This window comes from Litorivivens sp. (assembly GCF_041624475.1).
GTDB lineage: Bacteria > Pseudomonadota > Gammaproteobacteria > Pseudomonadales > Spongiibacteraceae > Litorivivens.
On the sequence record NZ_JBFJUX010000013.1, the window covers coordinates 80,290 to 105,587 of the forward strand.

Annotated in this window: 25 protein-coding genes; 12 read left to right on the top strand and 13 right to left on the bottom strand. The window is 55.8% G+C overall.

Annotated features, from left to right (window positions below; all coding sequences use genetic code 11):
* Positions 1-35: 35 nt before the first annotated feature.
* Positions 36-515, top strand: a complete 480-nt coding sequence (locus ABY734_RS13315; protein ID WP_372779777.1) for a glutathione peroxidase — start codon at positions 36-38, stop codon at positions 513-515.
* 111 nt (positions 516-626) lie between these two features.
* Here the strand turns inward: ABY734_RS13315 and ABY734_RS13320 are convergent, their stop codons facing one another.
* The 3 genes from ABY734_RS13320 to ABY734_RS13330 are packed head-to-tail and all read right to left on the bottom strand — an operon-like array spanning position 627 to position 3,939.
* Positions 627-1,634, bottom strand: coding sequence for a methyltransferase (locus ABY734_RS13320; RefSeq protein WP_372779778.1), 1,008 nt, complete (start codon positions 1,632-1,634; stop codon positions 627-629).
* On the bottom strand, positions 1,631-2,338 hold the full coding sequence (locus ABY734_RS13325; protein WP_372779806.1) for a pseudouridine synthase: 708 nt from the start codon (positions 2,336-2,338) through the stop codon (positions 1,631-1,633). The genes ABY734_RS13320 and ABY734_RS13325 overlap by 4 nt, the downstream gene beginning before the upstream one ends.
* 20 nt (positions 2,339-2,358) lie before the next feature.
* Positions 2,359-3,939: a peptide chain release factor 3 gene (locus ABY734_RS13330; RefSeq protein WP_372779779.1), complete on the bottom strand. Its 1,581-nt coding sequence runs from the start codon at positions 3,937-3,939 to the stop codon at positions 2,359-2,361.
* A gap of 251 nt (positions 3,940-4,190) precedes the next feature.
* Between ABY734_RS13330 and ABY734_RS13335 the strand changes: the two genes are divergently transcribed.
* Entirely contained in the window at positions 4,191-5,765 is a 1,575-nt protein-coding gene (locus tag ABY734_RS13335) for a fatty acyl-CoA reductase (protein WP_372779780.1), read from the top strand.
* On the opposite strand, the gene ABY734_RS13340 is transcribed toward ABY734_RS13335, so the two are convergent.
* Positions 5,766-6,800 (bottom strand): transporter, encoded by a 1,035-nt coding sequence (locus ABY734_RS13340; RefSeq protein ID WP_372779781.1) that lies wholly within the window; start codon positions 6,798-6,800, stop codon positions 5,766-5,768. It abuts the gene before it with no gap.
* A gap of 88 nt (positions 6,801-6,888) precedes the next feature.
* On the opposite strand from ABY734_RS13340, the gene ABY734_RS13345 reads away from it, so the two are divergent.
* Together ABY734_RS13345 and ABY734_RS13350 are read left to right on the top strand one after the other, a co-directional pair.
* On the top strand, positions 6,889-8,202 hold the full coding sequence (locus ABY734_RS13345; protein WP_372779782.1) for an ATP-binding protein: 1,314 nt from the start codon (positions 6,889-6,891) through the stop codon (positions 8,200-8,202).
* Positions 8,195-8,725, top strand: coding sequence for a response regulator transcription factor (locus tag ABY734_RS13350; protein WP_372779783.1), 531 nt, complete (start codon positions 8,195-8,197; stop codon positions 8,723-8,725). Before ABY734_RS13345 ends, ABY734_RS13350 begins: the two co-directional genes overlap by 8 nt.
* A gap of 10 nt (positions 8,726-8,735) precedes the next feature.
* On the opposite strand, the gene ABY734_RS13355 is transcribed toward ABY734_RS13350, so the two are convergent.
* From ABY734_RS13355 to ABY734_RS13365, 3 genes are all read right to left on the bottom strand, one after another.
* Positions 8,736-9,272 carry a hypothetical protein gene (locus tag ABY734_RS13355; protein WP_372779784.1) on the bottom strand — a complete coding sequence of 179 codons (537 nt, stop codon included), beginning with the start codon at positions 9,270-9,272 and terminating at the stop codon, positions 8,736-8,738.
* Between the two features lie 57 nt (positions 9,273-9,329).
* Positions 9,330-10,550, bottom strand: a complete 1,221-nt coding sequence (locus ABY734_RS13360; RefSeq protein ID WP_372779785.1) for an argininosuccinate synthase — start codon at positions 10,548-10,550, stop codon at positions 9,330-9,332.
* Positions 10,551-10,645: 95 nt separating this feature from the next.
* Positions 10,646-11,503: a hypothetical protein gene (locus ABY734_RS13365; RefSeq protein WP_372779786.1), complete on the bottom strand. Its 858-nt coding sequence runs from the start codon at positions 11,501-11,503 to the stop codon at positions 10,646-10,648.
* 130 nt (positions 11,504-11,633) lie between these two features.
* Here ABY734_RS13365 and pyrC point away from each other — a divergent pair, with 130 nt between their 5' ends.
* The 3 genes from pyrC to ABY734_RS13380 all read left to right on the top strand — a co-directional run bounded on the left by pyrC (position 11,634) and on the right by ABY734_RS13380 (position 13,758).
* Positions 11,634-12,689: a dihydroorotase gene (gene pyrC / locus ABY734_RS13370; protein WP_372779787.1), complete on the top strand. Its 1,056-nt coding sequence runs from the start codon at positions 11,634-11,636 to the stop codon at positions 12,687-12,689.
* Positions 12,682-13,344 carry a ribonuclease T gene (gene rnt, locus ABY734_RS13375; RefSeq protein WP_372779788.1) on the top strand — a complete coding sequence of 221 codons (663 nt, stop codon included), beginning with the start codon at positions 12,682-12,684 and terminating at the stop codon, positions 13,342-13,344. Before pyrC ends, rnt begins: the two co-directional genes overlap by 8 nt.
* A 147-nt stretch (positions 13,345-13,491) precedes the next feature.
* Positions 13,492-13,758 (top strand): hypothetical protein, encoded by a 267-nt coding sequence (locus ABY734_RS13380; protein WP_372779789.1) that lies wholly within the window; start codon positions 13,492-13,494, stop codon positions 13,756-13,758.
* A 140-nt stretch (positions 13,759-13,898) separates the two neighbouring features.
* Here the strand turns inward: ABY734_RS13380 and ABY734_RS13385 are convergent, their stop codons facing one another.
* Positions 13,899-14,501, bottom strand: a complete 603-nt coding sequence (locus tag ABY734_RS13385; RefSeq protein ID WP_372779790.1) for a peroxiredoxin — start codon at positions 14,499-14,501, stop codon at positions 13,899-13,901.
* Positions 14,502-14,676: 175 nt separating this feature from the next.
* On the opposite strand from ABY734_RS13385, the gene ABY734_RS13390 reads away from it, so the two are divergent.
* Positions 14,677-14,943 (top strand): bacterioferritin-associated ferredoxin, encoded by a 267-nt coding sequence (locus tag ABY734_RS13390; RefSeq protein ID WP_372779791.1) that lies wholly within the window; start codon positions 14,677-14,679, stop codon positions 14,941-14,943.
* Between the two features lie 115 nt (positions 14,944-15,058).
* Positions 15,059-15,526: a bacterioferritin gene (gene bfr / locus ABY734_RS13395; protein ID WP_372779792.1), complete on the top strand. Its 468-nt coding sequence runs from the start codon at positions 15,059-15,061 to the stop codon at positions 15,524-15,526.
* Positions 15,527-15,637: 111 nt separating this feature from the next.
* Here the strand turns inward: bfr and ABY734_RS13400 are convergent, their stop codons facing one another.
* From ABY734_RS13400 to ABY734_RS13410, 3 genes are all read right to left on the bottom strand, one after another.
* Positions 15,638-16,168, bottom strand: a complete 531-nt coding sequence (locus ABY734_RS13400; RefSeq protein WP_372779794.1) for a nuclear transport factor 2 family protein — start codon at positions 16,166-16,168, stop codon at positions 15,638-15,640.
* Between the two features lie 106 nt (positions 16,169-16,274).
* On the bottom strand, positions 16,275-18,371 hold the full coding sequence (locus tag ABY734_RS13405) for a PQQ-dependent dehydrogenase, methanol/ethanol family (protein WP_372779795.1): 2,097 nt from the start codon (positions 18,369-18,371) through the stop codon (positions 16,275-16,277).
* 127 nt (positions 18,372-18,498) lie between these two features.
* Entirely contained in the window at positions 18,499-19,143 is a 645-nt protein-coding gene (locus ABY734_RS13410; protein WP_372779796.1) for an outer membrane protein, read from the bottom strand.
* Between the two features lie 192 nt (positions 19,144-19,335).
* On the opposite strand from ABY734_RS13410, the gene ABY734_RS13415 reads away from it, so the two are divergent.
* Positions 19,336-19,767, top strand: coding sequence for a PaaI family thioesterase (locus tag ABY734_RS13415; protein WP_372779797.1), 432 nt, complete (start codon positions 19,336-19,338; stop codon positions 19,765-19,767).
* Positions 19,768-19,779: 12 nt separating this feature from the next.
* Here ABY734_RS13415 and ABY734_RS13420 read toward each other — a convergent pair whose 3' ends face one another.
* Complete coding sequence (locus ABY734_RS13420) at positions 19,780-22,308, bottom strand: TonB-dependent receptor (protein ID WP_372779798.1); 2,529 nt, start codon at positions 22,306-22,308, stop codon at positions 19,780-19,782.
* Between the two features lie 299 nt (positions 22,309-22,607).
* Here ABY734_RS13420 and ABY734_RS13425 point away from each other — a divergent pair, with 299 nt between their 5' ends.
* Together ABY734_RS13425 and ABY734_RS13430 are read left to right on the top strand one after the other, a co-directional pair.
* A complete protein-coding gene (locus tag ABY734_RS13425) occupies positions 22,608-23,216 on the top strand; it encodes a TetR/AcrR family transcriptional regulator (RefSeq protein WP_372779799.1) in 609 nt (202 codons plus the stop codon).
* 82 nt (positions 23,217-23,298) lie between these two features.
* Entirely contained in the window at positions 23,299-24,846 is a 1,548-nt protein-coding gene (locus ABY734_RS13430) for a flavin-containing monooxygenase (protein ID WP_372779800.1), read from the top strand.
* Here the strand turns inward: ABY734_RS13430 and ABY734_RS13435 are convergent.
* On the bottom strand, positions 24,825-25,298 hold a 474-nt coding region (locus tag ABY734_RS13435; RefSeq protein WP_372779801.1), incomplete at its 5' end, for a helix-turn-helix domain-containing protein. The two genes, ABY734_RS13430 and ABY734_RS13435, sit on opposite strands and share 22 nt — an antisense overlap.

A 25,298-nucleotide genomic window follows, 5' to 3' on the forward strand; every position in this document is an offset into this window, starting at 1 on the left:
ACTGACTAAAAAACGAAACTCTGCAGGAGATTGAGATGACCACGGTATATGATTTCGAAACCGAATCCATTGGCGGCGCCAAAAAATCGCTGGCCGATTATCGCGGTCAGGTCTTACTGGTGGTCAATACCGCCAGCAAGTGCGGTTTCACTCCCCAACTCGACGGGCTGGAAGCACTTTACAAGAAATACAAAGACAAGGGTCTGACCATTCTCGGCTTTCCCTGCAACCAGTTCGGCAAGCAGGATCCCGGCAGCAACGGTGAGATTCAGGAGTTCTGTCAGCTGAACTACGGCGTCAGCTTCCCCATGCACGCCAAGGTCGATGTCAATGGAGACAACGCCCACCCCCTGTTCAATCACTTGAAGTCTGAGGCTCCCGGCGTTCTCGGCACAAAAAAAATCAAATGGAACTTCACCAAGTTCCTGATTAACCGCGAAGGCCAGGTGGTTGAACGCTTTGCCCCGGCAACGACGCCGGAAAAAATTGAAGAGAAAATTCAGTCGCTGCTGTGAAGCACCCTCACCCCAACCCTCTCCCAGAGGGAGAGGGAGCTCCTATAACCCGCTTAGTGGGTACCCTCTCCCTCTGGGAGAGGGATAGGGTGAGGGGCGTTTGGAGGTGAATCAACTCAGCAAAAACACCTTAAAGCCCCCGCCTTCCGCCACTCGCTCGCAGCGCGCAAACAAACCTTCGGCACGCTGCTCCAGCGCAATAAACTGATTGACGACAAAGAGCGCCAGACCTCCGGGCTTCAGGCGTTTCGCTGCGCTCTCCAGAAACGCCCGGGTCAAGTCGCCGTGCACATCAAAGCCCTTGTGAAAGGGCGGGTTGCACAGCACCAGATCAAAACGGCTTTCAATTCCGTGGCCGCAATCCGCTGGCAGCACCTCACCGGCGATACCGTGCAGCTGAAAATTATGCGAGCAGGCCGTGGTGGCCGCGATATTGTTATCGGTGGCGACAATCCGCGCCTCAGGCAGGGAGGCGTGGGCCAGCACGCTCAGGTAACCGTAGCCACAGCCCAGATCCAGAATCGATTCTGAGCCAGGCAAGGAAAGGCTCTCCAAGGCGTCAATCAACAACGCGCTGCCGCGATCAATCTTTTTCCAACCGTAAACGCCGGGCTTACTGAATAACGCCGGCGCATCAGCAATGCGCTGCAGTTCGCGGTAATGGCTGTCATCCAGAAGAGCGGTCGGAGCTGTACGCTTTTGAATCCGGCCGATATAAGCGCTGCCCTTGGATTTATCCAGTGATTTATCGGCGCCGACCAGTGTTCTGGCCTTGTCGTAATAGGTTTTTATGCCGTCGCCCTTGTCACCGGCCAGCACCAGCTGACCGCCGAGTGGCAGCAGCGCGAGTGCCTGATTGATGCAGTGATGCACCAGCGGCTTTTCCTTGGAGACCCGGTAGTAGATACGCTCGATGCCGGAAAACTCACTCAGGTCGAAGTCATTCAGCGTGCAGTCTAGCCCCACCTGCGTCATCCGCTCGGCCACGTCTACGCGATTGCTCAGCACCCGCAGCTGAGTTGCCGCAGGAACCGTTACACAGTGCTCATCGGCCAGCAGCAGCGCCGTGCTGCCGTCGGCGATGGCGCGATACAGTCCGTCCAGCGCCGCGTCGTTCACTCCAGCGTTCCGCTCAGTACGACAGCCACTTCATACTCCGTCAGGCTGCGGTATTCGCCTTCGCCCAGTGCGCTGTCCAATTCCAGCTTACCGATGGCTTCGCGGTGCAGGCCCACCACCGTATTACCAATGGAGGCAAACATGCGTTTAACCTGATGAAAGCGGCCCTCGCAGATTTCCAGCAGGGCTTCGCGCTCACCGAGCAGTTTCATTCGTGCCGGTAGGGTTCGACGTTTTTCCTGTTCCAGAAAAACGCCTTTGGCAAAGCGGTCAATGGCGCTTTCCGGCACCGGGTCTTCCAGCTGCACCCGGTAGCGCTTGTAACAGCGGGTTCTGGGCGACATCACCTGATGGGCCCACTGGCCGTTGTCTGTCAGCAGCACCAACCCGGTGGTATCCATATCCAGGCGACCGGCGATAATCAGCCTGTCGAGATTGTCTTCATCGAGCAGATCCATGACGGTGGCAAAGCGCCGGTCGCGATTGGCGCATACATAGTCCTGGGGCTTGTGCAGCATGAAATAGCGGTGTTCGGCCTGCCTGACAAACTGCCCGTCAATCTCCAGCTGGGCATTGGCAGCTACGGCCTGAGACGGGTCGGTCAACACCTTGCCGTCAACGGCGACATCGCCCGACTTGATCAGTTTTTTGGCATCGCTGCGGGAGTAGTCGGTGACGCTCGCCACATAACGATCCAGACGCAGACTCTCTTTCATTATTGTTATCAATGTTCTCTTGTGGAGAAGAATTCTATATCCGGGTAACGCTCCTGGGTCAACTGCAGGTTAACCCGGCTTGGCGCCAGATAGGTCAGATGGCCACCCCCGTCCACTGCCAGGTTGTCGCTGCACTTGCGTTTGAATTCTTCCAGTTTTTTCGCGTCCTTGCACTCCACCCAGCGCACTGTGTGCACGTTAACCGGCTCGTACATGGCCTCAACCTTGTATTCATCCTTGAGGCGGTAGGCTACCACTTCAAACTGCAGGACGCCCACCGCACCGACAATCAGATCGGCATTGTTCAGTGGCATAAAGACCTGGGTTGAACCTTCTTCGGCCAGCTGTTGCAGTCCCTTCTGCAACTGCTTGGATTTCATCGGGTCGCGCAGCCGGATGCGTTTGAACAGCTCCGGCGCAAAGTGGGGAATGCCCGTAAATTTCAGGTCTTCGCCCTCAGAGAAGGTATCACCGAGCTGGATGGTGCCGTGGTTGTGCAGACCGATAATGTCGCCGGATATGGCTTCGTCCACCAGCTCCCGGTCGCCGGCCACAAAGCTCACCGCATCGGCGATTTTAACGTCCTTGGCGAGGCGCACATGGCGCATTTTCAGGCCTTTGGTGTACTTGCCGGAACAGATCCGCAGAAAGGCAATGCGGTCGCGGTGGCGCGGATCCATGTTTGCCTGAATCTTGAAAACGAAGCCGCTGAACTTCTCTTCGGTGGCCTCGACCTTGCGCGCCTCGGTCTCGCGTGGCAAGGGCGCCGGGGCCCACTCGACAAAGCCGTCCAGCATTTCACGTACGCCGAAGTTAGCCAGTGCCGTACCGAAAAATACCGGCGTTTGCTTGCCGGCGCGGTAGGCGTCCAGATCAAACTCATGGCTGGCGCCTCGCACCAGCTCAATTTCATCGAGGAAGTCCTCGTGCATATCGCCCAGCAGATTTTTGGCCTCTTCGGATTCCAGCCCCTGAATCTGAATGTCTTCGGCTACCACCTTATTCTGACCCGCCTTGAATACGTGCAGGGTGTCGGTATAGAGGTTGTAGACACCCTTGAAGTCGCTGCCCATGCCCATCGGCCAGTTGATGGGCGCCGCAGCGATACCTAGCACAGATTCCACTTCATCAAGCAATTCGATGGGGTCACGGATGTCCCGGTCCATCTTGTTCACAAAGGTGAGAATCGGCGTGTCGCGCAAGCGACAGACGTTCATCAATTTGATGGTGCGGTCCTCGACACCCTTGGCACCGTCAATCACCATGAGCGCCGAGTCGACCGCTGTCAGTGTGCGATAGGTGTCTTCGGAAAAGTCTTCGTGGCCAGGGGTGTCCAGCAGGTTGACTATGCGCTCCTTGTAGGGGAACTGCATCACCGACGAGGTCACCGAGATACCCCGCTCCTGCTCCATGGTCATCCAGTCGGAGGTGGCGTGGCGATCGGATTTTTTGCCCTTCACCGTTCCCGCCACCTGAATCAACTGCCCCAGCAACAGCAGCTTTTCGGTGATCGTGGTTTTACCCGCATCCGGGTGGGAAATGATAGCGAAGGTTCGGCGTCGGGCGACGGCGTCGGTAAAACTGCTCATAAATTAAGTTCAATATCTGCCGGCAAATGAGCCGTGAATTATACCGACACAGCGGCCTGTCTACACGGATTCTTATCCACTAGTATGGCAAGCCTTCGAGGCCGTAGCGATCGGCGTCCTGGAGACAAGGCCCTTCTGGCCTGTTTCGTGCATTACTCACTCTGCCGTCTTCCTGTCATGTGTCTGCAATCGGCAGGCACTAGCCTTTGCGGCTGAACAACCTGATATCACTGCCTTCGCCGGAGGAATTCATGACCACCGCACCTGCTTCCCCTACACCTTGTCCCACTCCACCCAGTGCCGTAGAACGCTCACTGGCGGGGAAAAACCTGCTGATTACCGGCACCACCGGCTTTCTGGGCAAGGTGGTACTGGAAAAACTTATCCGCGATTTACCGCAGATTGGCGGCATTTACCTCCTGATTCGCGGCAATCGTCACTATCCTACAGCCCGCGAGCGCTTTATTGCCGAAGTGATGAGTTCCTCGGTATTCGGCACCCTGCGCCAGCAAAGCCGCGCTGCCCTCGAACGCTTTCTGCACGACAAGGTGCACTGTTTGACCGGTGAAGTTACCGAGCCCCGCTTTGGCCTGAACCCGCAGGCTTTTCAGCAACTGGCTGACCAGCTCGACCTGATTGTTCACTCTGCGGCGAGCGTCAACTTTCGCGAGCGCATGGATGTCGCCCTATCCATCAACACCCTCTGCCTGCACAATATTGTCGCGCTTTCCGAGGCTGGAGGCGCCATTCCGGTGCTGCAGGTATCCACCTGCTATGTGAACGGCTTTCAGCGCGGCGCCATCCACGAGGCGTTCAACGCCCCGGCTCGCGAAGACCTGCCCAAAGATGAAAATGGCTTGTATGACATTGCGCCGCTTGTTGCCGAACTGCAGGACAAAATCACCGCGCTGGCGTCAGACTTTAAGGGCCGCTCCCTGGCGGAACAACTGGTATTGCTGGGCGAACGTGAATCGCGCCGCCGCGGCTGGAACGACACCTACACCTTCACCAAGTGGCTTGGGGAACAGTACCTGCGAAAAGCCCTGCACGGTAAAGCGCTGACCATCGTGCGCCCGGCCATTATCGAAAGCACACTGAAGGAACCCACCCCCGGCTGGATCGAAGGAGTCAAGGTCGCCGATGCGGTACTGCTGGCCTACGCCCGTCAGAAAGTGGTGTTCTTTCCCGGCAAACGCAGCGGGGTGATTGATGTCATTCCGGCGGATCTGGTGGCCAACGCGGTTATTCTCGCCGGCGCAGAGCTGATGACGGCACCGGTTTCACACCGCATATATCAAGCCTGCAGCGGCGCACGAAACCCGCTGTTACTGGGTGATTTCGTCGACTACCTGATGCTTGAGGCTCAGGAAAACCATCTGACCTACGAGAAGCTGTTTGAGGTGGAGCCGCGCAAACCTTTCAAAGTGATAAACCGGCGTTTGTTTGATATTAGTTTGTTTGTACTGTGCCGAACTTTAAGCACCCGCGATAAAACCCTGAAACTGATGGGACGAAACCAACCCTCACGTTTGCTGCGCAACCTGAACGCCATGAACCGGCTGGCCGAAATCTTCGCCTTTTATGCCACACCGAACTATGTCTTTCACAGCGATCAACTGCAGGCGCTGGGGCAGCGCTTGCAAGAAACGGGAGCTGAAGCTCACTTTCCGGTGGACGCCGCCATAATCAACTGGGAGCACTATATCCGCAAGGTGCATATCGCGGGTCTGAACAGCTACGCGCTCACCGATAGCAAGCCTGCACCGCGCAAGCCTTCCAGCGATCCGGTGCAGGAGCCTGCGAAAGGCTCGCAGCAGGCCGCTTGATCAGAAGGCCAACTGCCAGCCGGCGCTCAGATAGGGTTCGCGCTCCAGCTGCACACCGTTGAGGTCCTGATGCAGCGGCAGCGTGTATTCCAGCGCAAAGCGGTGCCCCTGTAAGCGGCCCTCAGGAATATAGGCATTGAGACCATAGCTCAGACTCAGACGATCACCACCGTAGTTGTCGGTGTTGGCCGTGGTCACCATTTTCGGGTTCAGGTCGTCACGCGCGCCGTCTATTTTGCCCTGGGATTCCCCGCTTAAACGCAGGCTGTAAGACAGATAGTCGGTGGCCTTGCGCGCCACCCAGACAGTCAAAGCTGCGCTGTTGCCGAGGCGATAATCGTTGTCATTGCGTTCCAGCGGCAAGGCGGCCGACAACTGAGCGCCAAGGTTGTAGGCGCCGGAATACGCTTGCCAGGTAATTCCCGGCAGCAGTTCAACACTGCCACTGCCCAGCTGCATGCCATAAGGCAATTTGGCATCGGCCATCGCCGGGGTATCGTCTTTCTCATCAATAGAGCCGGTGGGTAAACTGAGCCCGGCGTTTAAATGGATTCGGTGGCTGCTATCCGCGGATTCATAAAGACGAATCAAACCACCGACTTTGGTATCACCCAGACCCTCGGCTTCCGTGGTAAACGTCGCGCCCATGCGGGTGATGTGATCCATCGAAAAGCGCTTGTGCGAGGTCATCAGCATCAGTGTTAGCGCATCGCTGGGGGCATACATCACTCCCAGCATCTGCATTTGCATGTCCATGCGCGTTGGCGCCACCATAACGCTGCCCGGCATCATCATGGAGCCCGTAACGCTCGCCGCGGAAACCTGATCAGTTCCCTCAACCAGCCCTTCCATGCGCATATCCATAAAGCGGTAGGAGAGCATCCACTCGCCAGCTTGATGAGTATGGTCCCCCATCACACCAATCGGTGCGTGTGAGGCGGGGCCAATACTGGCCGGATGGTGATTGGCGAGATCGGCAAACGCGCCCGCGCAGGTTAGCGCCGCCAGGCAGACAGCAAGTGAACGGATATGCATCAGGGAACCTCCAGTTTCGACGGCGGCAAGTCTACCAACCCACTGCGCTTGCCTGAATGCGACAAACTGACGCACTGGCGTCGATACCGTGAGCACGTATACTGCACGCAACCAGTCAAAGACCGACAATCCCGTGACCACCGAGCTTCGCGATTCAGCCCCGCTTAACCTCAAACGCCTCTGCCTGTTGCGCAGCGTGGTGCTGACGGGGCAGTGCCTGGCGCTGGCTTACGCGGTAGAGGTGCTGGGCTGGTCACTGCCCGTTGGCAAGCTGTCCGCCATCCTGTTGATTATGGGGCTTGTCACACTGGCAACCTGGTGGCGCGCTGACCGCGCATGGCCCGTCACCGACGGTGAATTCCTCTTTCAGTTGCTGATCGATGTGCTGGCACTGACGCTGGTGCTTTACGAGGCAGGCGGTGCCGGCAACCCCTTTGTATCGTTTTTCCTGGTCCCGATTTGTATCGCCGCCACCACCCTGCCCTGGCGTTTTACCTGGCTGGTCGCCGCCGGCAGTTTGGCGGCCTACAGCACCCTGCTGTTCTACTACCAACCGCTGGCGGCACTGGAACCCCACCACAACAGCACCGGCCTCAACCTTCATGTCATCGGAATGTGGTTCAACTTTGCGGTCAGCGCGGCGTTAATTACCTACTTTGTGGCGCAGATGGCCACCGCTGTGCGACGCCGCGATCAGGCACTGGCCGATGCGCGCGAGCAGCGCCTGCAGGATGAACAGCTGCTCGCCATTGCCACCCTCGCCGCCGGCACTGCCCACGAACTGGGCACACCACTAAGCACCATGCGCATACTTTCCGATGAGCTGCGCGACGACCCGGCCTTGCCGGAACCCCTGCGCAAGGATGTCGCCACCCTCGACAGTCAGCTTACCCTCTGTAAACAGATACTTAACCGGCTGACCACAACGGCCCAGGATTTCAGCGCCGGGCGTACAGAAACCATAGCTGCACATAAATTCTTCGCCTTGCTTAAAGAGCATTGGCAGCTATTGCGCCCCTCAACCCACGACGCAAGTTTTCAGATCGACCTGCCGGAACACGCGCAGATGTTGATGGACACCACCCTCGAACAGGCCATGATCAATTTGCTGAACAACGCCGCTGATGTCAGCCCTGACTACGTACACCTGCGCGCGTATATAGATGACGGAGAACTGGTCGTAGCGATAGAAGATGCCGGGCAGGGCATACCAGCAGCCCAAGCCGAGCGACTCGGCACCCCCTTTTACACCACAAAGGGTCGCGGGCTGGGGCTGGGCTTGTTTGTCAGCAACGCGGCGGCGAACCGCTACGGTGGCAAGCTGGTGTGGCACAACCGCGAGCCGCGCGGCAGTCGGGTAGAACTTCGCCTGCCCTGTGAGGGAGTGTTTGTCGATGGCTGAGCAGAAGCTGTTATTGGTGGATGACGACCCGGTATTTGTCGACGTTATGGCGCGGGCACTGGAGAAACGAGGGTTTTCGGTAAGCCGTGCCAGCAATGTGGATGAAGCGGAAGCCCTGCTGCAAGCGCAGCCGTTTCATAAAGCGCTGGTGGATCTGAAAATGGAAGGTCGCTCCGGCCTGGCTCTGATTGAAGCCATTCAGGCACAGCAACCTCAGTGCAAGGTCGTGATGCTCACCGGCTACTCCAGTATCGCCACCGCCGTCGAAGCCATGCGTCTGGGGGCTTACAACTACCTTTGCAAACCCGCCTCTCTGAAAGATGTGCTGGCAGCCTTCGACAGCCCGGCCACCAGCGATGTGGACGTACCGGAAAACCCGCCCTCGGTTGAGCGTGTGGAATGGGAGCATATACAGAAAGTACTGGCAGAGAATGACGGCAACGTTTCCGCCACAGCCCGGGCACTGGGCATGCACCGGCGCACCCTGCAGCGCAAATTGCTGAAGAAACCGGTACGGCAGTAAGCTCGTCGGACTACCAAAAACCGCGAAGGCTTAACGCTGTCTGCTTATAGTCGTCTCCCAGCCAGAGGTATTGCAGGCCGATAGTGAATGACTCACCACCCAGCCCCACTTCGATACCTGCCGCCGGTGTGCTGACCTCGTCCAACACACGATTCTGATCGTCAGCTTCTTTAATACGCTGATAGCTATGCCCTGCTTTGAATTCCGCAAATGCAAAGCGCCCAACGCGATAGCCTAGGAAGGCATTGTGGGCATAAATATCCAGCTCTGCATCAAAGGACAGGTTGAAGGCCTGTGGGGAATTGGGATCAAAGGTGAAACCAGGCTCAAGACTGGTTACCAAACTGTAGTCGTATTCCAAGTAGGCCTTTCCCCAACGGGCCCCGAGAGACATACCAAACCCAAAGGCATTGTCCTCTTCACCCACAAAGCGGGCATCGGCACTGAGAAATTTGAAAGACAACAAACCGCCGATATCACCAGACGCGTTTGCAGTGAGAGGCAACAGGCTGCCCAATAGCAGCCCAAGAATTCCTTTTCGCAACACACTCGCTCCTTGCTATTTTTTTGCTGGAAAGAGTGTGCCACGAAGATTTTGGTATTTCTAGAGCTGCGAGCGCCCCTTGTTGGCGGCAATGCGCATACGCAGCGCATTCAGCTTGATAAAGCCTTCGGCGTCTTTCTGATCGTAGGCACCGGCATCGTCTTCAAAGGTAGCGATGGCTTCGTCAAACAGGGAGTTGTCTGATTTACGGCCCACCACAATCACATTGCCTTTATAGAGCTTCAGGCGAACCACGCCATTAACAAAGGCCTGGGATTCATCGATCGCCGCCTGCAGCATCTTGCGCTCGGGGCTCCACCAGTAGCCGTTGTAAATCAGCTTGGCGTAGCGCGGCATCAGCTCGTCTTTCAGGTGAGCCACTTCGCGATCCAGGGTGATGGACTCGATAGCGCGGTGGGCGCGCAGCAGGATAGTGCCGCCGGGCGTTTCATAGCAGCCACGAGACTTCATACCCACGTAGCGGTTTTCCACCAGATCCAGACGGCCAATGCCGTTGTCACCGGCCAGTTTGTTCAGGGTTTCCAGCATGCTGGCCGGGCTCAGCTCCTTGCCGTCCAGCGTTACCGGATCGCCGTTTTTATAGCCCAGCTCGATGTAAGTGGGCTTATCGGGCGCCGCTTCCGGGCTGACGCTCCAGCGCCACATATCCTCTTCCGCTTCCCAGTACGGGTCTTCCAGATTGCCGCCTTCATAGGAAATATGCAGCAGGTTGGCATCCATGGAATAGGGCGATTTTTTCTTCTTGCTGGAGAAGTCCACCGGAATCTGGTGCTGCTCGCAATAAGCCATCAGCTTTTCACGGGAGTTCAGATCCCACTCGCGCCAGGGGGCGATCACCTTGATACCGGGCTTCAGGGCGTAGGCACCCAGTTCGAAGCGCACCTGATCGTTGCCTTTACCGGTCGCACCATGGGAAATCGCGTCGGCGCCAGTTTCGTTGGCAATCTCGATCAGACGCTTGGCGATCAGCGGGCGGGCAATGGAGGTGCCCAGCAGGTACTCGCCTTCATAGATGGTATTGGCGCGGAACATGGGGTAGACGAAATCGCGAACATATTCTTCGCGCAGGTCATCAATGTAGATTTCCTTGATACCCAGCGCCTTGGCTTTGGCGCGGGCGGGTTCAACCTCTTCGCCCTGACCGATATCGGCGGTGAAGGTCACTACCTCACAGTCGTAGGTTTCCTGCAGCCATTTGGCAATGACCGAGGTATCGAGACCACCGGAATAGGCGAGGACGACTTTGTTGATAGCGGACATGGAATTCTCCAGAAACGGCGGTTGAACGTGTTCAAAAGGGGCGGAATTCTACCGTATTCGCCGCGCTGGCAACAGGGGCCGCCTCCAAACCCTGGCTAATAGCAGCGCTGGCTCTGGGCAACCGTGAAATGGGTATCCCCTATCGCCACGCCCTGCCCCTGTTCGCGGGTGTGAAATTCGAAGCTACGGCCATCGGTGGTATCCAGCAGCATGGTCGCCTTGCCGCCGATATCCACCACCAGCCACCACTGCCCGGTGTGACTGTCGGTTTTGGTGCTGGAGGCCGACATGCCCTCAATCGACATATATGACTCACTCATGTAGTCGTAGGCATACTGGCCGTTGCGGCAAAAATCGTAGGTTTCTGTGGCGCCGCTGGCGTAGGCGCCATGGCCACCCGCCCCTCCCTGACTGAAATTACTGGCGCTGCCGGCAGCCGTCAGTCGTCGCCCCCAAAACAGCCGCGCCCACTGCCGACCCGTCGGCATACCCCACTCAACCGAGCGGCAAAGGGGTTCCACCAACTTCTCAAGACGGGTTTCCGAGCCCTTGGGTGCCATGGCCACGGCCGAAAAGGTATTGCCTTCGCTGCCCGCCACCGCGCAGATATGCAAGGCGATCGGCTGACTCTGGTAACGCCCGGAGTAAGCTTCAAACAAGCCGCTTTCTGTATAGCGCGGCTCGCGGTCGTAGTGAATTTCGATACCCGACTGCTCCAGAGCGGTCGACACCGCCAGGGCAGTTTCCGGCACCGTACCCTCGGAATAGGCGAACAAACCCAGTTGGATGTCGTCCTTATGCAGCACATAAGCACCAAAGTCGGGATCGTAGTCGCCGGAAAAACCGGGCGGAAGCGTTAAACTGATCCCCGTTGTCGCCGACTCTACCGTCCTGGCCAGAGCTGTGTTCGTCAGCAGCAAACCGGCCAACAACACCCCAATCGTGATCTTCATGACGCGCCTCATGCCTTCAGTCTTTTCGTGTTGAGTGTAGCCTATCGAAGCTATTCAGCGGCATCCCCTCCCTTTAATCAAGCCCGCTAATCCGGTAGCATGCGCGCTTAACCCGGAGCTGAATCGGCGCATGTCCCAAAACACCCCCAAGCGAATCACCCTTATCCGTCCGGACGACTGGCATGTCCACCTCCGAGACGGCGACGCCCTGCCACTGACAACCAAAGACATGAGCCGCTATATGGGCCGCGCCATCGTGATGCCCAATCTCACACCGCCCGTGCGTACTGTGGCTGAGGCCGACCTTTACCGGAATCGCATAAGCGCTGCCATGAGTCATCTGCCTCGGCAGTTCGAGCCACTCATGGTGCTCTACCTTACCGACAATACCAGCCCGGAAGAGATAGCCCGCGCCGCAGAGTCCAGCTTTGTCTACGCCGCCAAGCTCTATCCCGCCGGCGCCACCACCAATTCCAGCTCCGGCGTGACCAACATCGCGGCACTGCAGCCAGTGCTGGCGTCGATGGAAAAACACGACCTGCCCCTGCTGATCCACGGCGAAGTCACAAGCGACAGCGTCGATATTTTTGACCGGGAAAAACGCTTTATCGATGAGACACTGACGCCGCTGGTGGCAAACTACCCGAAGCTCCGCGTCGTGCTCGAACATATCACCACGGCAGATGCCGCAGAATTTGTTGCAGATGCACCGGCCAACGTCGCCGCCACCATCACCGCGCATCACCTGTTATACAACCGCAATCACATGCTGGCGGGCGGTATTAGGCCTCATTTCTATTGCCTGCCGATTCTGAAGCGCGGCAGCCATCAGGCGGCGCTGCTGAAGGCAGCCACATCAGGCTCACCCAAATTTTTTCTCGGCACGGATTCAGCGCCGCACCCCAAGGACAAAAAGGAAGCCGCTTGCGGCTGTGCCGGCAGCTACACCGCCTACGCCGCAATTGAAATGTACGCCGAAGCCTTTGAGGAGGCTGGCGCCCTGCACCAGCTCGAAGCTTTCGCCAGCTTCAATGGTCCCGATTTCTACCGTCTGCCACGCAATACCGACACCATCACGCTCGAGAAAACGCCCTGGCAAGCCCCGCTGGAGCTTGACCTCGGCGGAACCAAGCTGGTGCCGCTGCGCGCAGGCGAAACGCTGAACTGGTCAGTCATCAATGAGTGATGAATCGCTGTCTGTAGATTTTCCTATCGCAACCCGTTTTCGCGGTTTTTTACCCGTGGTGGTTGACGTTGAAACCGGTGGTTTCCAGTCCAGCACTGACGCCATCCTGGAAATCGCCGCCAGCTTTGTCGATTTCAACGAGGCTGGCGAACTGGTGGTGACGGAAACCCTCGACTATCAGGTTGAACCCTTCGCCGGCGCCAATCTGGAGCCCGCAGCGCTGGAATTCACCGGCATCGACCCGGAACACCCGGATCGCGACGCGAAAAAAGAAGTGATCGTCTTTGGAGAGCTGCTCAAAGCCGTGCGACAAAAGGTGAAGAACACCAACTGCAACCGCGCCATTCTGGTGGGACACAACGCACATTTTGATCTCGGTTTCGTGATGGCCGGAGCCGAGCGCAGTGCCATTAAACGCAACCCCTTTCATCCCTTTTCTGTGATTGACACCGCCAGCCTGTCAGGCCTCGCCTACGGCCAGACGGTTCTAGCTAAAGCCTGCGAAGCCGCCGGCCTACCCTTCGACAATCGCGCAGCTCACAGTGCAGCTTATGACACCGAAAAAACCGCTCAACTGTTCTGCACGATTGTGAACCGCTGGCAGGCGCTGGGCGGCTGGCAATGGCCGGAACCAGACGAGAGCGACGAAGCTTAAGCGTTAGTGCCGTAAAAACCCCAAATATTGCCGAAAACGTGAAACGAATATAAAAAATTACCTTTCTCTTCGCGCTCAATTTATTCGCAGATCGCCTATGCTTTTCGTCAAGTATCTTGGAGTAAAAGCAGTTGAGGCACCTACCTGATGGTAACCGTTGATCTCTTTCGATTGGCAAGGAACGATCATGTATTGGGACATGTAAGGATACTTCGCGAACACAATCGCTCGTTTCATGCCGTTGTATCCTACCGCGACGCAAAAGAGCGCAGAGACACGCAGTCATACCGCCTGATCGCAGACACCCGCAACCACGCAATCATGTCCGTACTGAACTGGGCGAACAGCGAATTCGGCGGACATTGCGCACTGCTGCCGCTAAAAAGCGCACCGCGCAGCCTTGCCTTTGCTTAAACCGAAAACCTGTTTCAGGAAGGGCAGCGCACAAAAAAAGGCCGCATTTCGCGGCCTTTTTTTGTGCTAGCTGTCGCTGATTAACAACGGAGATGACCAAACACCTCCGCCATCAAGCTTTAGCCAATCATGTCCGCGAATTACAGAGAATCAGCATTCTCTGACAGGTAAGCAGCAACACCATCGGGAGAGGCATTCATACCCTTGTCGCCTTTGTTCCAACCAGCCGGGCAAACTTCACCGTGCTCTTCGTGGAACTGCAGGGCCTCAACCAGGCGCACCAGCTCGTCGATATTGCGGCCCAGCGGCAGATCGTTGACGATCTGTGAGCGCACAACACCTTTGTCGTCGATCAGGAAAGCACCGCGGAAGGCAACACCGCCATCGGCTTCAACATCGTAGGCACGGCAGATGTCGTGACGAACGTCAGCTGCCAGTGTGTAGCCGACAGGGCCGATACCGCCTTTGTCGACGGGGGTATTGCGCCAGGCATTGTGTGTGAACTGTGAGTCAATAGACACGCCTATCACCTCAACGCCCAGCTCCTTGAACTTGGCTACACGGTGGTCCAGTGCAATCAGCTCGGATGGGCACACAAAGGTGAAGTCCAGCGGGTAGAAGAAAATCAGGGCGTACTTGCCCTTGATGGTTTCGCTGAGAGTAAATTCGTCAACGATTTCGCCGTTGCCGAGAACCGCAGCACATGTAAAGTCGGGAGCAGGTTTACCTACGAGTACACCCATGGTGAATAACCTCCAGTGTGATTCAGGGATTAAAGAAAAATGCCGACCGGCAGCCCCGGTCTCAATGCGTGCAAGCATCATACACGGCCCCAACGATCAGTCACAGGTGATTTTTGACGATTTTTGATAGATAAATTCTATCGGTTAAATTTACGTCATCTATGGCAAATATAGCTTGAAACTGACAATCATTCTCATTAGCATTACAGTCCTATCCCAGATGGTATATGAGCCCGACGCCATGTTTGTCTGTATTTGCAACGGAGTGACTGACCGCGACATCCACCGCGCTATCGAGAGCGGTGACCGCAATTTTCGCCAGGTGAGCAAATCACTGGGCGTTGCCAGTCAATGTGGCAGCTGTGAAGAGCTCGCCCGCGAAATCATCGAGGAGTACAAATTGCAGGCCAGCGACGCGGCCCCCTTCTACGCGGCCGTGTAAACAGCAATCACTCGTATTCGCCTTTATATTAAAAATCCATTTACAATCAACAACTTAGCTTGACACCCTCCGCCATTCTGATAGCCTGAAAGTCCCGCTTTATGGAGGGACTGCCATGAAAGGCGACAAGAAAGTCATTGCAATACTCAACAAGGTTCTCGGTAACGAGCTGGTCGCAATCAACCAGTACTTTCTGCATGCGCGGATGTACAAGGACTGGGGCCTGAAGGAGCTCGGCGAGCACGAGTATCACGAATCCATCGATGAAATGAAGCATGCCGACAGACTGATTGAGCGGATCCTGTTTCTGAAAGGCCTGCCCAACCTGCAGGACCTCGGCAAACTGCTGATCGGTGAAAATACCGAGGAAATGCTCAAGTGCGACCTGAAGCTGGAATTGAAAGCCGTCCCGGATCTGAAAGACGGCATTGCCTACTGTGAAGAAATTGGCGACTACGTCAGCCGGGAACTGCTGGAAGACATTCTCGAGTCGGAGGAAGAGCACATTGACTGGCTGGAAACCCAGCTTGGCCTGATCGAGAAGGTGGGCCTGCAGAACTACCTGCAGTCCCAGATGAGCTGAGCTCCCCCCCCTCACCCCGACCCTCTCCCAAAGGGAGAGGGAGAAACGCACAGAAGCCAGTCGTCAGGTTTCCTCTCCCTGGGGAGAGGGCTAGGGTGAGGGGAGCGCCCTCTACTTCATATTGCGCTGCAACTGGGCGATCAGCTTTTGCTTCATCGGGATCACCCAGTTTTCTTTTAAAGCAGGCGAAAGCAGCCCGACATCTTCCAACTCGTCACACAGCTTCATCTGATGGGCCAGATCAAACATATCGAACTGCCGGACGATCTGGCAGTTATCGTTTAGCGTGAGAAAGGAAATCCCCGGCGTCTCCCGATACGAACCGTCTTCACGCAGGCCCGGCCCCCGATTCATCCAGTGAGTGATGATCTCGTTGCCCTCCCCCACGTAAAAACCTTTATAGGGAAAGGTCCAGTCTTCCCAGCCGTGCTGCATATCGCGGCCGTAATGGGTCGCCTTGATCTGATCCGTACCGCGCGCCTCTACCAGAATTACGCCGGCGTATTCACAGGTGTAGACACACTCCGGCGCGTAAATTTCATCGACAAAAAAGGTCCACTCGTTACGGCGATCCGCTTCGGCATGATAGCTGATGTATTTATCAATAAAGGCTTTTTTCTGATCCACTGACAAGTTCGCCACAGGCCACTCCCTTTTTATCTTTTCATCGAGTCTAGCGCAGCCGCCGGCTTGCCTCTATGCAATACATAGCGACATGCTGTGGGCTACGCCAAATGAGGGAGATGCTTCACTCGCCTTTGAATCTGTCTTCAAAGGGTAACCGCGCCTCCGAAATCACATACTGGCGAATGGCTTCGCTCTCGGCTTCATCCAGGTCTGAGGCAAACACCGGCATGCCCTGCCCGGCTCTGGCGCCGCCCAACACCACACTGTTCCAGGCATCTTTGAGTCCAAGCAGTGGTGACCAGCGCAGGTCCGGCAGCAGGCCACTGGAAACTGCATGATCGCCGTGACACACCAGGCAGGAAGCGTTATAGAGCGCCTGCCCCTCAGCAATGAGCTCGGCGGTCGCTTCCTGCGGAGGCAGCGAGGGCTTGGTTGCGGCGCGAGATGCGAGCTCCGGCAAGGAGGCCTTACCGCCCAGTTTGAAAACCAGCAGTCGACCGACACCGGGCGCGCTTTCAGCGGGGAATAGGCCGCCATAGATCAAGGCAAAGGCGCCGCCCCAACCCGATGCAACAGCGATATATTGTTCGCCATCAAGCTCATAAGAGATCGGCGGGGCCACAATACCGGTCTGGGCAAAATGATCCCACAACCGCTCACCGGTCGCCGCATCATAGGCCACCAGTTTTGCATCCGCGTTGCCCTGAAACACCAGCCCACCCGCTGTCGCCAGCACACCCCCATTCCAGGGGCTGTTGTGTTCCACCTTCCAGGCCGGTTTCTGCGTTACCGGATTCCAGGCCAGCAAGCGTCCTTTTACGGCTGCGCGCAGGGCCAGATATTGGGCCTTGTCCGTAGGTAGCGAACCGAGACCGGGATTGGCGCCCACGTTCCAGCCCACATCACTTTGCTGGAAGTTTTCGTCATCACCATAGACATAGGGTGTTTCCAGCACCGGAATATAAACCAAGCCGGTCTGAGGGCTGAACGCGGTCGGGTGCCAGTTATGGGCCCCGAGCGGCCCCGGCAGCTGCAGATAGGGGGCGCGCTTGCCCCAGCGGGCTTCCGGAACCTCGACCGGACGCCCCGTTACCGGATCGATATGGGTGGCCCAGTTCACCGGCACATAATTATTGGCGGAAATCAGCTCACCGGTTTCCCGGTCTATCACATAGAAAAAGCCGTTTTTGGGCGCCTGCATGATCACCTTGCGCTTGGCGCCCTCGATGGTCAGCTCGGCCAATACCAGATGTTGGGTGGCGGTGTAGTCCCAGGTTTCCCCCGGAGTGGTCTGGTAGTGCCAGACGTATTCCCCGGTATCAGGTTTAACCGCAACGATTGAGGACAAAAACAGGTTGTCGCCGCCTTCCGGGCTGCGAATGGCCTGATTCCAGGGCGAGCCGTTGCCCACACCAAAATAGAGAAGGTCTAGCTTCGGGTCATAGGCCATCGAATCCCAAACCGTGCCGCCACCGCCGTACTGCCACCAGCGTCCGGTCCAGGTTTTGGCGGCCTCGGCCATGATCTCAGACTCATGACCTTCGTGCGGATTGCCCGGCACCGTGTAAAAGCGCCAGACCTGCTCGCCGCTGTCGGCGTCATAGGCGGAAATGTAACCGCGAACACCAAACTCGGCACCGCCGTTGCCAATCAGCACCTTGCCCTTCACCACCCGCGGCGCCCCGGTGATGGTGTAGGGTTTGCTCTGATCGACTGTCACCACGTCCCAGAGCTTTTCACCACTCTTGGCATCCAGCGCAATCAGGCGGCCGTCGATGGTGCCGGTATAAATCTTGCCCTGCCAATAGGCCACGCCGCGGTTCACCACGTCACAGCACAAATCGGCAGCTTTGCTGCGATCCACTTTCGGGTCAAAACGCCAGAGCGGTTGCCCCGTGCGCGCATCAATTGCATACACCACATTCCAGGTCGCCGTAGCGTACATCACACCGTTAACGACCAGCGGCGTGGTTTCGATTCCGCGACTGGTGCCCAGATCAAAGCTCCAGGCGAGCCCGAGTTCATCAACATTGTCACGGGTAATTTGCTTCAGCGGAGAAAAACGCTGCTCGGAATAGGTGCGCCCATGACTCAACCACTGCTCAGGATGCTGCTCGGCATCAACGATATTGGGGTGTACCGCTGCAGGCGCAGGCACCTCTTTTGAACAGGCACTGACCAGCAAAGCCAGAGCAACCACACTGAACCCTTTATGCATTATTTTCTCCTACTCGGCAGCATGTGTCGGGTGAGGATATCGGCTGAGTCCATCGGTGTACAGACGTAAAAAATCCGCTGGCGCAGAACGCCAGCGGATTCAGGGAGACAGCTGGATGGTGTTGAAATCAGTACAGGTAGTAGCGAACACCAAAGTTGAAGCTGTTGCCGCGGTAATCCATGTCCAACGCGCGGTTATCATCTTCCAGCACGATATCCGGCTCGCCCGCATAAACCCGATAGCCCAGATCCAAGGTCAGGTTCCGCGTTACTGCATAGGTCAGACCGGTGCCCGCCTGCGCCATGAGGAACTCGTCATCGGCCGGTCCCTGGCGCAGCTGCCCCACACCGAGGCCCATGCCCACGTAGTAACCGAAGGCCGAATCCGAAAACTCAAAATCGCGCCAGAAGCTCGCCATCACACGACGTGACTCGATAAAATCTTCCTTGGACTCAGGGGATTTGATACCGAAGTCGCCTTCGCGGTATTCAAACTCGGTGCGCCAGCCATCGCGGTTGACGAAGCCCACGTTGATAGCCGGATGTCGGTCCGTATCAAAGCGTCCACGATAATCGCGACGTTCAATCGAGCTGCTACACCCGACGACAGGAGCACAGTTCTGCACCCGTTCACGGTCGTGAATGGTGTTGTTGTTAATGGTGCTCTCGTAGGAGGTAGCACCGATATACCAGGTATCCCGCGCCCACGTCTGGGCACTCAAGCCCATCAGCATGGACAAACCGGCAACCGCGACCCCTTTATACAAACGCATACTTCCTCCAATGGCTATCGTTTGAAATTTTCTGGGCGCATTGTACTTGTCTCAAGTTAACGAAAGCTGAACAGTTTCACTTTGTCGCACTTCATGACCAGCGCTGGCATCTATTTGTGGATTATTAACAAGCTGTAAAGCGCCTCCACAGCCACGCCATTGCACAATAGCGCCAAATAACAGGAGTCCGTGATGAGTGAATTTACCCCGCCTGAAGGCTTTTCGCCGTTGCCGCTGGACGGCAGTTTCAACGACGCCTTCGCGCCAGTCTACGTGCGCTTCGAAGACGCTCTGCCGCACGGCAGACCACCACAGGTCGGACTGCGGGTAGAGAAACACCACCTGAACAGTATGGGCATTTGCCATGGTGCAGTGTACATGGCCCTGTTTGATATCGGTTTCGCCTGTGTTGTCGGTTTCGAATCGGGAAATTATCAGACACCAACCATGAACATCAGCATTGATTATGTTTCGGCTGCACGGGAGGGGGAATGGGTCTGGGTAGAGGCGGATTGCCTCAAAGCCACGCGAAACACCGGCTTTGCCAATGGTCTGATCCTGTCAGACTCGGGGATCAAAGCGCGGGGCAGCGGCCTTTTCAAGGTAACACCGCCCAAGCAATAGGCCCAACGGGGGCTAAAATTCTACGGCAAGCTCTAGTCCGAAGGTACGGGGGTTAGCCTGAACCAGCGTCGCGGCACCCAAGGCTGCGCTCACTGCAAATCCGCTTTTGAAATATTCCTTGTCAGCAATATTGTCCACATAGGCGGTGAGCCTGAAGGTTTCGGAGGGAATCCAGCTCAAGCGGGCGTTAAACATATCCAGCGCATCGACATAGGAGCTTTCATACTCCACCGCCTTGAAGTCGATACCGGTAAACAACTCGTCCCGGTGATAATAGGACAGTCGTGGCATGACCAACCCAATCGGCGTCATCCACTGATACATGATGGCCAGCGAGTAGGTAGTTTCAGGCACCAGCGCAAAATCTTCCTCACTTCGATCTACAGTATCGGCGCCCTGACCAGGAATTACGATCTGCCCCATAAACTCGTCATAACTGGCATCCGTATAAGAGAAGCTGCCCTGCAAGAACCAGTTACCCAGTACCAGTGTCGATTCCATTTCCAAGCCCTGCACGGTCGCAAGACCGGCATTGGAGAGAAACAGGTAGATATCGCTGATACGCTCGCCCTGCTCGGCAACCCGCACTTGAATTTCCTCGTAGTCAAGGCGGTAGAGTGCGGCGTTAAATCGCAGACGCGATTCCAGCCCATCTAATTTCACCCCCACCTCATAGTTGTTGACCTGCTCGGGCTCGAACGGCACCAACTCCGGGCCGCGGGGCTCAAAACCGCCGGCTTTGAAACCCTCACTATAAGTTGCGTACACCATGAAACTATCCAGGTTCATAGATTCCAACCACTCTCCCGGTGCGACCATCGACAAGGTCACTGATGGCGAGAAGTCAGTCCAGTCTGCCTGCTTCACGTCCCGCGAATCCCGCACGATAACAGGCAGGTCAGGGATGTTTTGCCCGATCTGATCAAAAATCGGCACAGGAACCGGCGAGTAAAACCCAGCTTGATCGATATAACTGGTAGGAAAGCCAAATGCACTCAACCGCTGCCCATACTCCTGATGATCAACTTCAAAAATGGTTAGGTCCCGCTCACGCTCTTCGAACGTGTATCGCCCCCCTACCGTCAGCGAGAGATACTCGGTCAGGTCAAAGCTGCCCTGAGCAAACAGCGCCCAGCTCTTGTTTTCAAGGTTGCTTCGGGTCGCAAGAAATGTCGCCAGGGGAAAGACCACGCCTTCATCAGCGCCTAAGCAGAAGACAGCGAGCTCCGGAGATCCTGCAGCGCAAGCGGTAGACGGGCGAATGCCACCCAGCCCTTTTGGTCCAATCAATTGCGCAAAGGGGTTATTGTCGATCGTCTCAAGCGAGGCAAATGCCCCTAGCGTAAATTGCAGGCGATCCTCAAATGCTGCACCGTTAAGCTGGAACTCCTGACTGAACTGCATTCGCTCTTCATCGGGAACCGGCTCACCGTCGGCTTCAAGGGTGCTATTCAATGCGATCGAACCGTTATTAACCGCACTGATCTGCGTACCATCCTGATCATCGTTTCTGATGATATTGTTCTGAAAGCTCAGGCCGGAAATACTTTTTAATTCATAGTCGTCCGACAGCGCCCAGTTCAAGGTCAGCGCAACGATACTGGTGTCCATTGCAATACGGCTGTCGGCACGGTTTACGACCAATTCCCGGTCCGCCACCGCCGCCTCACTGGCCGCGCAGGCATCAGCAAAGTCCGGACGATTGGGATAACGGAGCTGGGCAATATTCGACTCCGGGTTCTGTAGAATACAGCTAATACCGGTACTCAACTCATCCTGACGACTCCAATAGCCGAACAGGTCAACTGTGAAAGTGTCGCTAAGATCCCAAAGCAGCCGTCCGGTCGCAGCAAGCCGATCCTCATCACCGAAAGTACCGCCGTCAAAGCGGTTGTCAAAATATCCATCAGTGCGCTTGCTATTAAGCGCAAAACGAAAACCCAGCTTGCCTTCTACCAGCGGGATATTGCCACTGAACTTCGCATCAAGACGACCAAAATTACCAGGGCGCAACAATAACGCTCCCTCCAGAGATTCGAGGTCTGGCTCGCGAGTGGAGACAAGAATGGCACCACCCGTATTATTCTTCCCAAACAGGGTTCCCTGTGGACCGCGCAACACCTGGATACTCTGGGTATCCACCGTGTCCAATAACTGAGCGTCCTGTCGCGCGATAAAGATCCCGTTCAGATATACCCCCACCCCAGGGTCAAGCACGGCAGCGGCCTCGCGCTGACCAATACCTCGTATAAAAATCGCCGGTGTTTTCGAACCACTTTCGCCAAACTGTAATCCTGGCACGGATTGCTGAAGATCCGTTATGGCTGTGATACCGGCTTCTGCCAGTGCATCGGCATCCAGCGCACTGACAGCCACCGGTGTTTCCTGCAACTTTTCTGTTCGCTTACGGGCCGTGACATAAACCTCTTCCAGGATATTGGAACGAACCTGACGGTCGGGATCATCAACACCCTGAGCTATTGCGGGAGAAGCCATCGCAATGCAGGCCGCCAACGCGAACACACTATAAGGTTTCTTCATGGTATATCCCTTCACTGTAACCATCCCGGCCCGACGAGCCATTTACATGAGTCGACCGTCCTAAAGCAGAGGTAAAGAAAAATGATTTGGACCAATGGAATATTTGAGCTAAGCCGCGGCCAGGCTGGCCGCGTTACAGCGATCCCCGCGACTGCCGTTGAGCATGTATCGTATACGGGCATGATTTCTATCATTTATTATATTATTATTTCTAAATATACTACGGTATATCTAATTTGCAATCGTCTTATTTTACGCCACGTCGACTAGAACCCCACCGTGGTCAACTGAGGTAACCCATGTCCGCCGCCCAACCCGTCAACCGGATCGAACGTCGCAAACTTGAATTCAGAAGGAAAATCACAGATGCGGCTGTACGACTGTTTGAGCAAAACGGCGTTGCCGACACGAGCATTGCCTCTATTATCAAAGAAGCGGATATCGCACATAAAACCTTCTTTAACCATTTCCCGACCAAAGACCACCTGTTGCGGCATGTGGCCAGCACCTTTAGTCACCGCGCCTATCAATCCTTCTCAGATGAAATAGCGCGCATCAAAGACCCCAAAAAGCGCGTGGCTTTCTGCCTGAAAAGTATTGCTAAAGAACTGGAAGGCGTAAAAGATCACTATAAGGAGCTGCTCAACCTCTACCTGATTAGCGGCGCTGCAGAGAGCGATCTGCAGCGAGAACAGCGAGCCCAGTTCACCAGCCTTATCAGCCAGATCATTGCCGAGGCCCGAGAACAGGATCAACTCAAGCTCGATTTCCCCAACGATATGCTTACCGACATTATCATCGGGCTGTGCATATCGACGCTGCTGTCCTGGAGCCTTGAAGACAACTACCCCATCGTTGAAAAAATGCGAAATCAGGTTAACTTCATCAACACAACCATTTTCGTGTAAGTGTCGCAAAATATCAGATTCCGCGTATTTGACGACATTCCGCTGAGGCTCACATTCGGTAAGCTAATGGGATAGAGACAATATGGAACAGACGCAGGACATGGGCACAGACAGACAGAATCCTTCCGTTGTAATTATCGGAGCCGGCATGACCGGCATCGCGCTTGCTATCAAACTCAAGCTTTCCGGCATCACCCATATTACGCTGCTTGAAAAAGCCGATTCTGTTGGCGGCACCTGGCGAGAGAATACCTATCCTGGGGTCGCCTGCGACGTCCCCTCACACGCCTACACTTACAGTTTCGCACCCAACCCGCACTGGAGCAGTTTTTTTGCGCCGGGCCGAGAGATCCGCGCCTACTTTCAATCTGTTTTCGATCAGTATGATCTGGGCAACCTGACCCACTTCAACGAAAAAGTCACACGCTGTAATTACCAGCAGGAAAAGTGGCTGGTTACTACCGAGAGCGGCAAAAACTTTAGCGCTGATTTTGTTTTTTCCGCGACCGGATTCCTCCACCAGCCACGCTACCCGGATCTTCCCGGCCTTGAAGACTTTGCGGGAGCAAAGATGCACTCAGCCCGCTGGGATCACTCAGTGGATCTAAAGGGCAAGAAAATCGGCGTAATCGGCACCGGCTCCAGCGCTACGCAAATGATCCCCGAGCTGATTAACATGGAAGGCACCGACGTGAGCGTCTTCCAACGAACCGCCCAATGGATCGTACACACTGAAAACAAACCCTACAGTGAAAAGCAAAAACAGCGTTTTCAACAGGACCATTCTCGAATCGAGCGCGTAAAAAACCTGTCGCTGTATATTTTTGAACAGGGCACTACCGCGCTCACCAGCACCTCATGGTTCTATAAAACCCTACACAAAATTTTTGCCTGGAACGCAGTACGCAACCTGAATAAAAAGGTCAAAGACTCTGAATTGCGAAAGAAATTGACGCCCGATTACACCTTCGGTTGTAAACGGGTTGTCTTGAATGGCGCATTCTACGATGCCATGCAACAACCCAATGCTCACTTGGTAACAGACAAGATAGACCACATCTCAATGACAGGCATCGTTACCGCCGATGGTACCCACCATGATCTGGATATCATCGTGATGGCTACAGGCTTCGATTCCACTGCGTACATGCGCCCCATTGAACTCACAGGGCGCGATGGTCTCACTATCGAGGAAGCCTGGCGCGATAAAATGATCGCCTACCGTTCCATGTGCATTCCGGGTTTTCCCAACTTCTTTCTGACACTGGGACCAAACAGTCCGGTTGGCAACTATTCGGTCATTGCCATTAGTGAACGGCAAGCCGACTTCGCTATTAGCCTGATAAAGGAATGGCAAAAAGGCAACCTGCCGACAATAGAGGTGAAAAAGTCAGCATTTTACAACTGGTACAGCAATCTGAAGGATAAATTGCGCACCACCGTTTGGGCCAGTGGTTGCCAGAGCTGGTATCTTGATGCCGACGGTGATCCGCTTACCTGGCCAGATAGCTGGAAGGCGTGGACGCGCATGATGGATACCGCCGCGATAGAAGATTTCGAGAAAGCCGCGCCCACAGTCATTAATTCAAGCTCTTCTCCTCAGGAAAGCTACTCGCTGGCGGAGTCGTGAGTCCGCCGCCACTGCTGTGGTGATTCGCCGGACCAGCGTTTAAAGGCATGCGAAAAGGCGACCGCGTCGTTAAAACCTAGCTCTAAGGCAATGCTTTCGACGCTGTCACGGGAATAGGCAAGCCGATCTTTCGCTCGACGAAAACGCACCTCCTTAAGCAGCTCGCTAAAGGTAACTCCTTCACGCTTCAAAAAACGCTGGAGGGTTCGTTCTTCTATGCCCAGCCTCGCCGCCAACGTTGGCAGATCCGGCACCGGCGTTTGCACGAGCAGACGGTCACGAACCACAGCGCCGTAGCGGAAGGGCTTGTCCAGCTCTGCAACCTGTCGCGCACACTGCGCCTCATAAAATTCCAGCGCCAGTCGGTCGGCAGTCGGCAGTTGACGCACAAGCTGACTCTGATTGAACTCGAGAAAGGATGTCTCAGATTGCGACAGCACCGGGCACCCGAA

What these genes read in the sequence shown, in the direction of transcription:
- bfr (WP_372779792.1), top strand. Translation starts at nt 15,059, where the DNA reads ATGAAAGGCGACAAGAAAGTCATTGCAATACTCAACAAGGTTCTCGGT.
- ABY734_RS13385 (WP_372779790.1), bottom strand. Translation starts at nt 14,501, where the DNA reads ATGGGTGTACTCGTAGGTAAACCTGCTCCCGACTTTACATGTGCTGCG.
- ABY734_RS13380 (WP_372779789.1), top strand. Translation starts at nt 13,492, where the DNA reads ATGGTAACCGTTGATCTCTTTCGATTGGCAAGGAACGATCATGTATTG.
- ABY734_RS13415 (WP_372779797.1), top strand. Translation starts at nt 19,336, where the DNA reads ATGAGTGAATTTACCCCGCCTGAAGGCTTTTCGCCGTTGCCGCTGGAC.
- ABY734_RS13360 (WP_372779785.1), bottom strand. Translation starts at nt 10,550, where the DNA reads ATGTCCGCTATCAACAAAGTCGTCCTCGCCTATTCCGGTGGTCTCGAT.
- pyrC (WP_372779787.1), top strand. Translation starts at nt 11,634, where the DNA reads ATGTCCCAAAACACCCCCAAGCGAATCACCCTTATCCGTCCGGACGAC.
- ABY734_RS13410 (WP_372779796.1), bottom strand. Translation starts at nt 19,143, where the DNA reads ATGCGTTTGTATAAAGGGGTCGCGGTTGCCGGTTTGTCCATGCTGATG.
- ABY734_RS13335 (WP_372779780.1), top strand. Translation starts at nt 4,191, where the DNA reads ATGACCACCGCACCTGCTTCCCCTACACCTTGTCCCACTCCACCCAGT.
- rnt (WP_372779788.1), top strand. Translation starts at nt 12,682, where the DNA reads ATGAGTGATGAATCGCTGTCTGTAGATTTTCCTATCGCAACCCGTTTT.
- ABY734_RS13330 (WP_372779779.1), bottom strand. Translation starts at nt 3,939, where the DNA reads ATGAGCAGTTTTACCGACGCCGTCGCCCGACGCCGAACCTTCGCTATC.
- ABY734_RS13365 (WP_372779786.1), bottom strand. Translation starts at nt 11,503, where the DNA reads ATGAAGATCACGATTGGGGTGTTGTTGGCCGGTTTGCTGCTGACGAAC.
- ABY734_RS13340 (WP_372779781.1), bottom strand. Translation starts at nt 6,800, where the DNA reads ATGCATATCCGTTCACTTGCTGTCTGCCTGGCGGCGCTAACCTGCGCG.
- ABY734_RS13420 (WP_372779798.1), bottom strand. Translation starts at nt 22,308, where the DNA reads ATGAAGAAACCTTATAGTGTGTTCGCGTTGGCGGCCTGCATTGCGATG.
- ABY734_RS13425 (WP_372779799.1), top strand. Translation starts at nt 22,608, where the DNA reads ATGTCCGCCGCCCAACCCGTCAACCGGATCGAACGTCGCAAACTTGAA.
- ABY734_RS13315 (WP_372779777.1), top strand. Translation starts at nt 36, where the DNA reads ATGACCACGGTATATGATTTCGAAACCGAATCCATTGGCGGCGCCAAA.
- ABY734_RS13430 (WP_372779800.1), top strand. Translation starts at nt 23,299, where the DNA reads ATGGAACAGACGCAGGACATGGGCACAGACAGACAGAATCCTTCCGTT.
- ABY734_RS13350 (WP_372779783.1), top strand. Translation starts at nt 8,195, where the DNA reads ATGGCTGAGCAGAAGCTGTTATTGGTGGATGACGACCCGGTATTTGTC.
- ABY734_RS13405 (WP_372779795.1), bottom strand. Translation starts at nt 18,371, where the DNA reads ATGCATAAAGGGTTCAGTGTGGTTGCTCTGGCTTTGCTGGTCAGTGCC.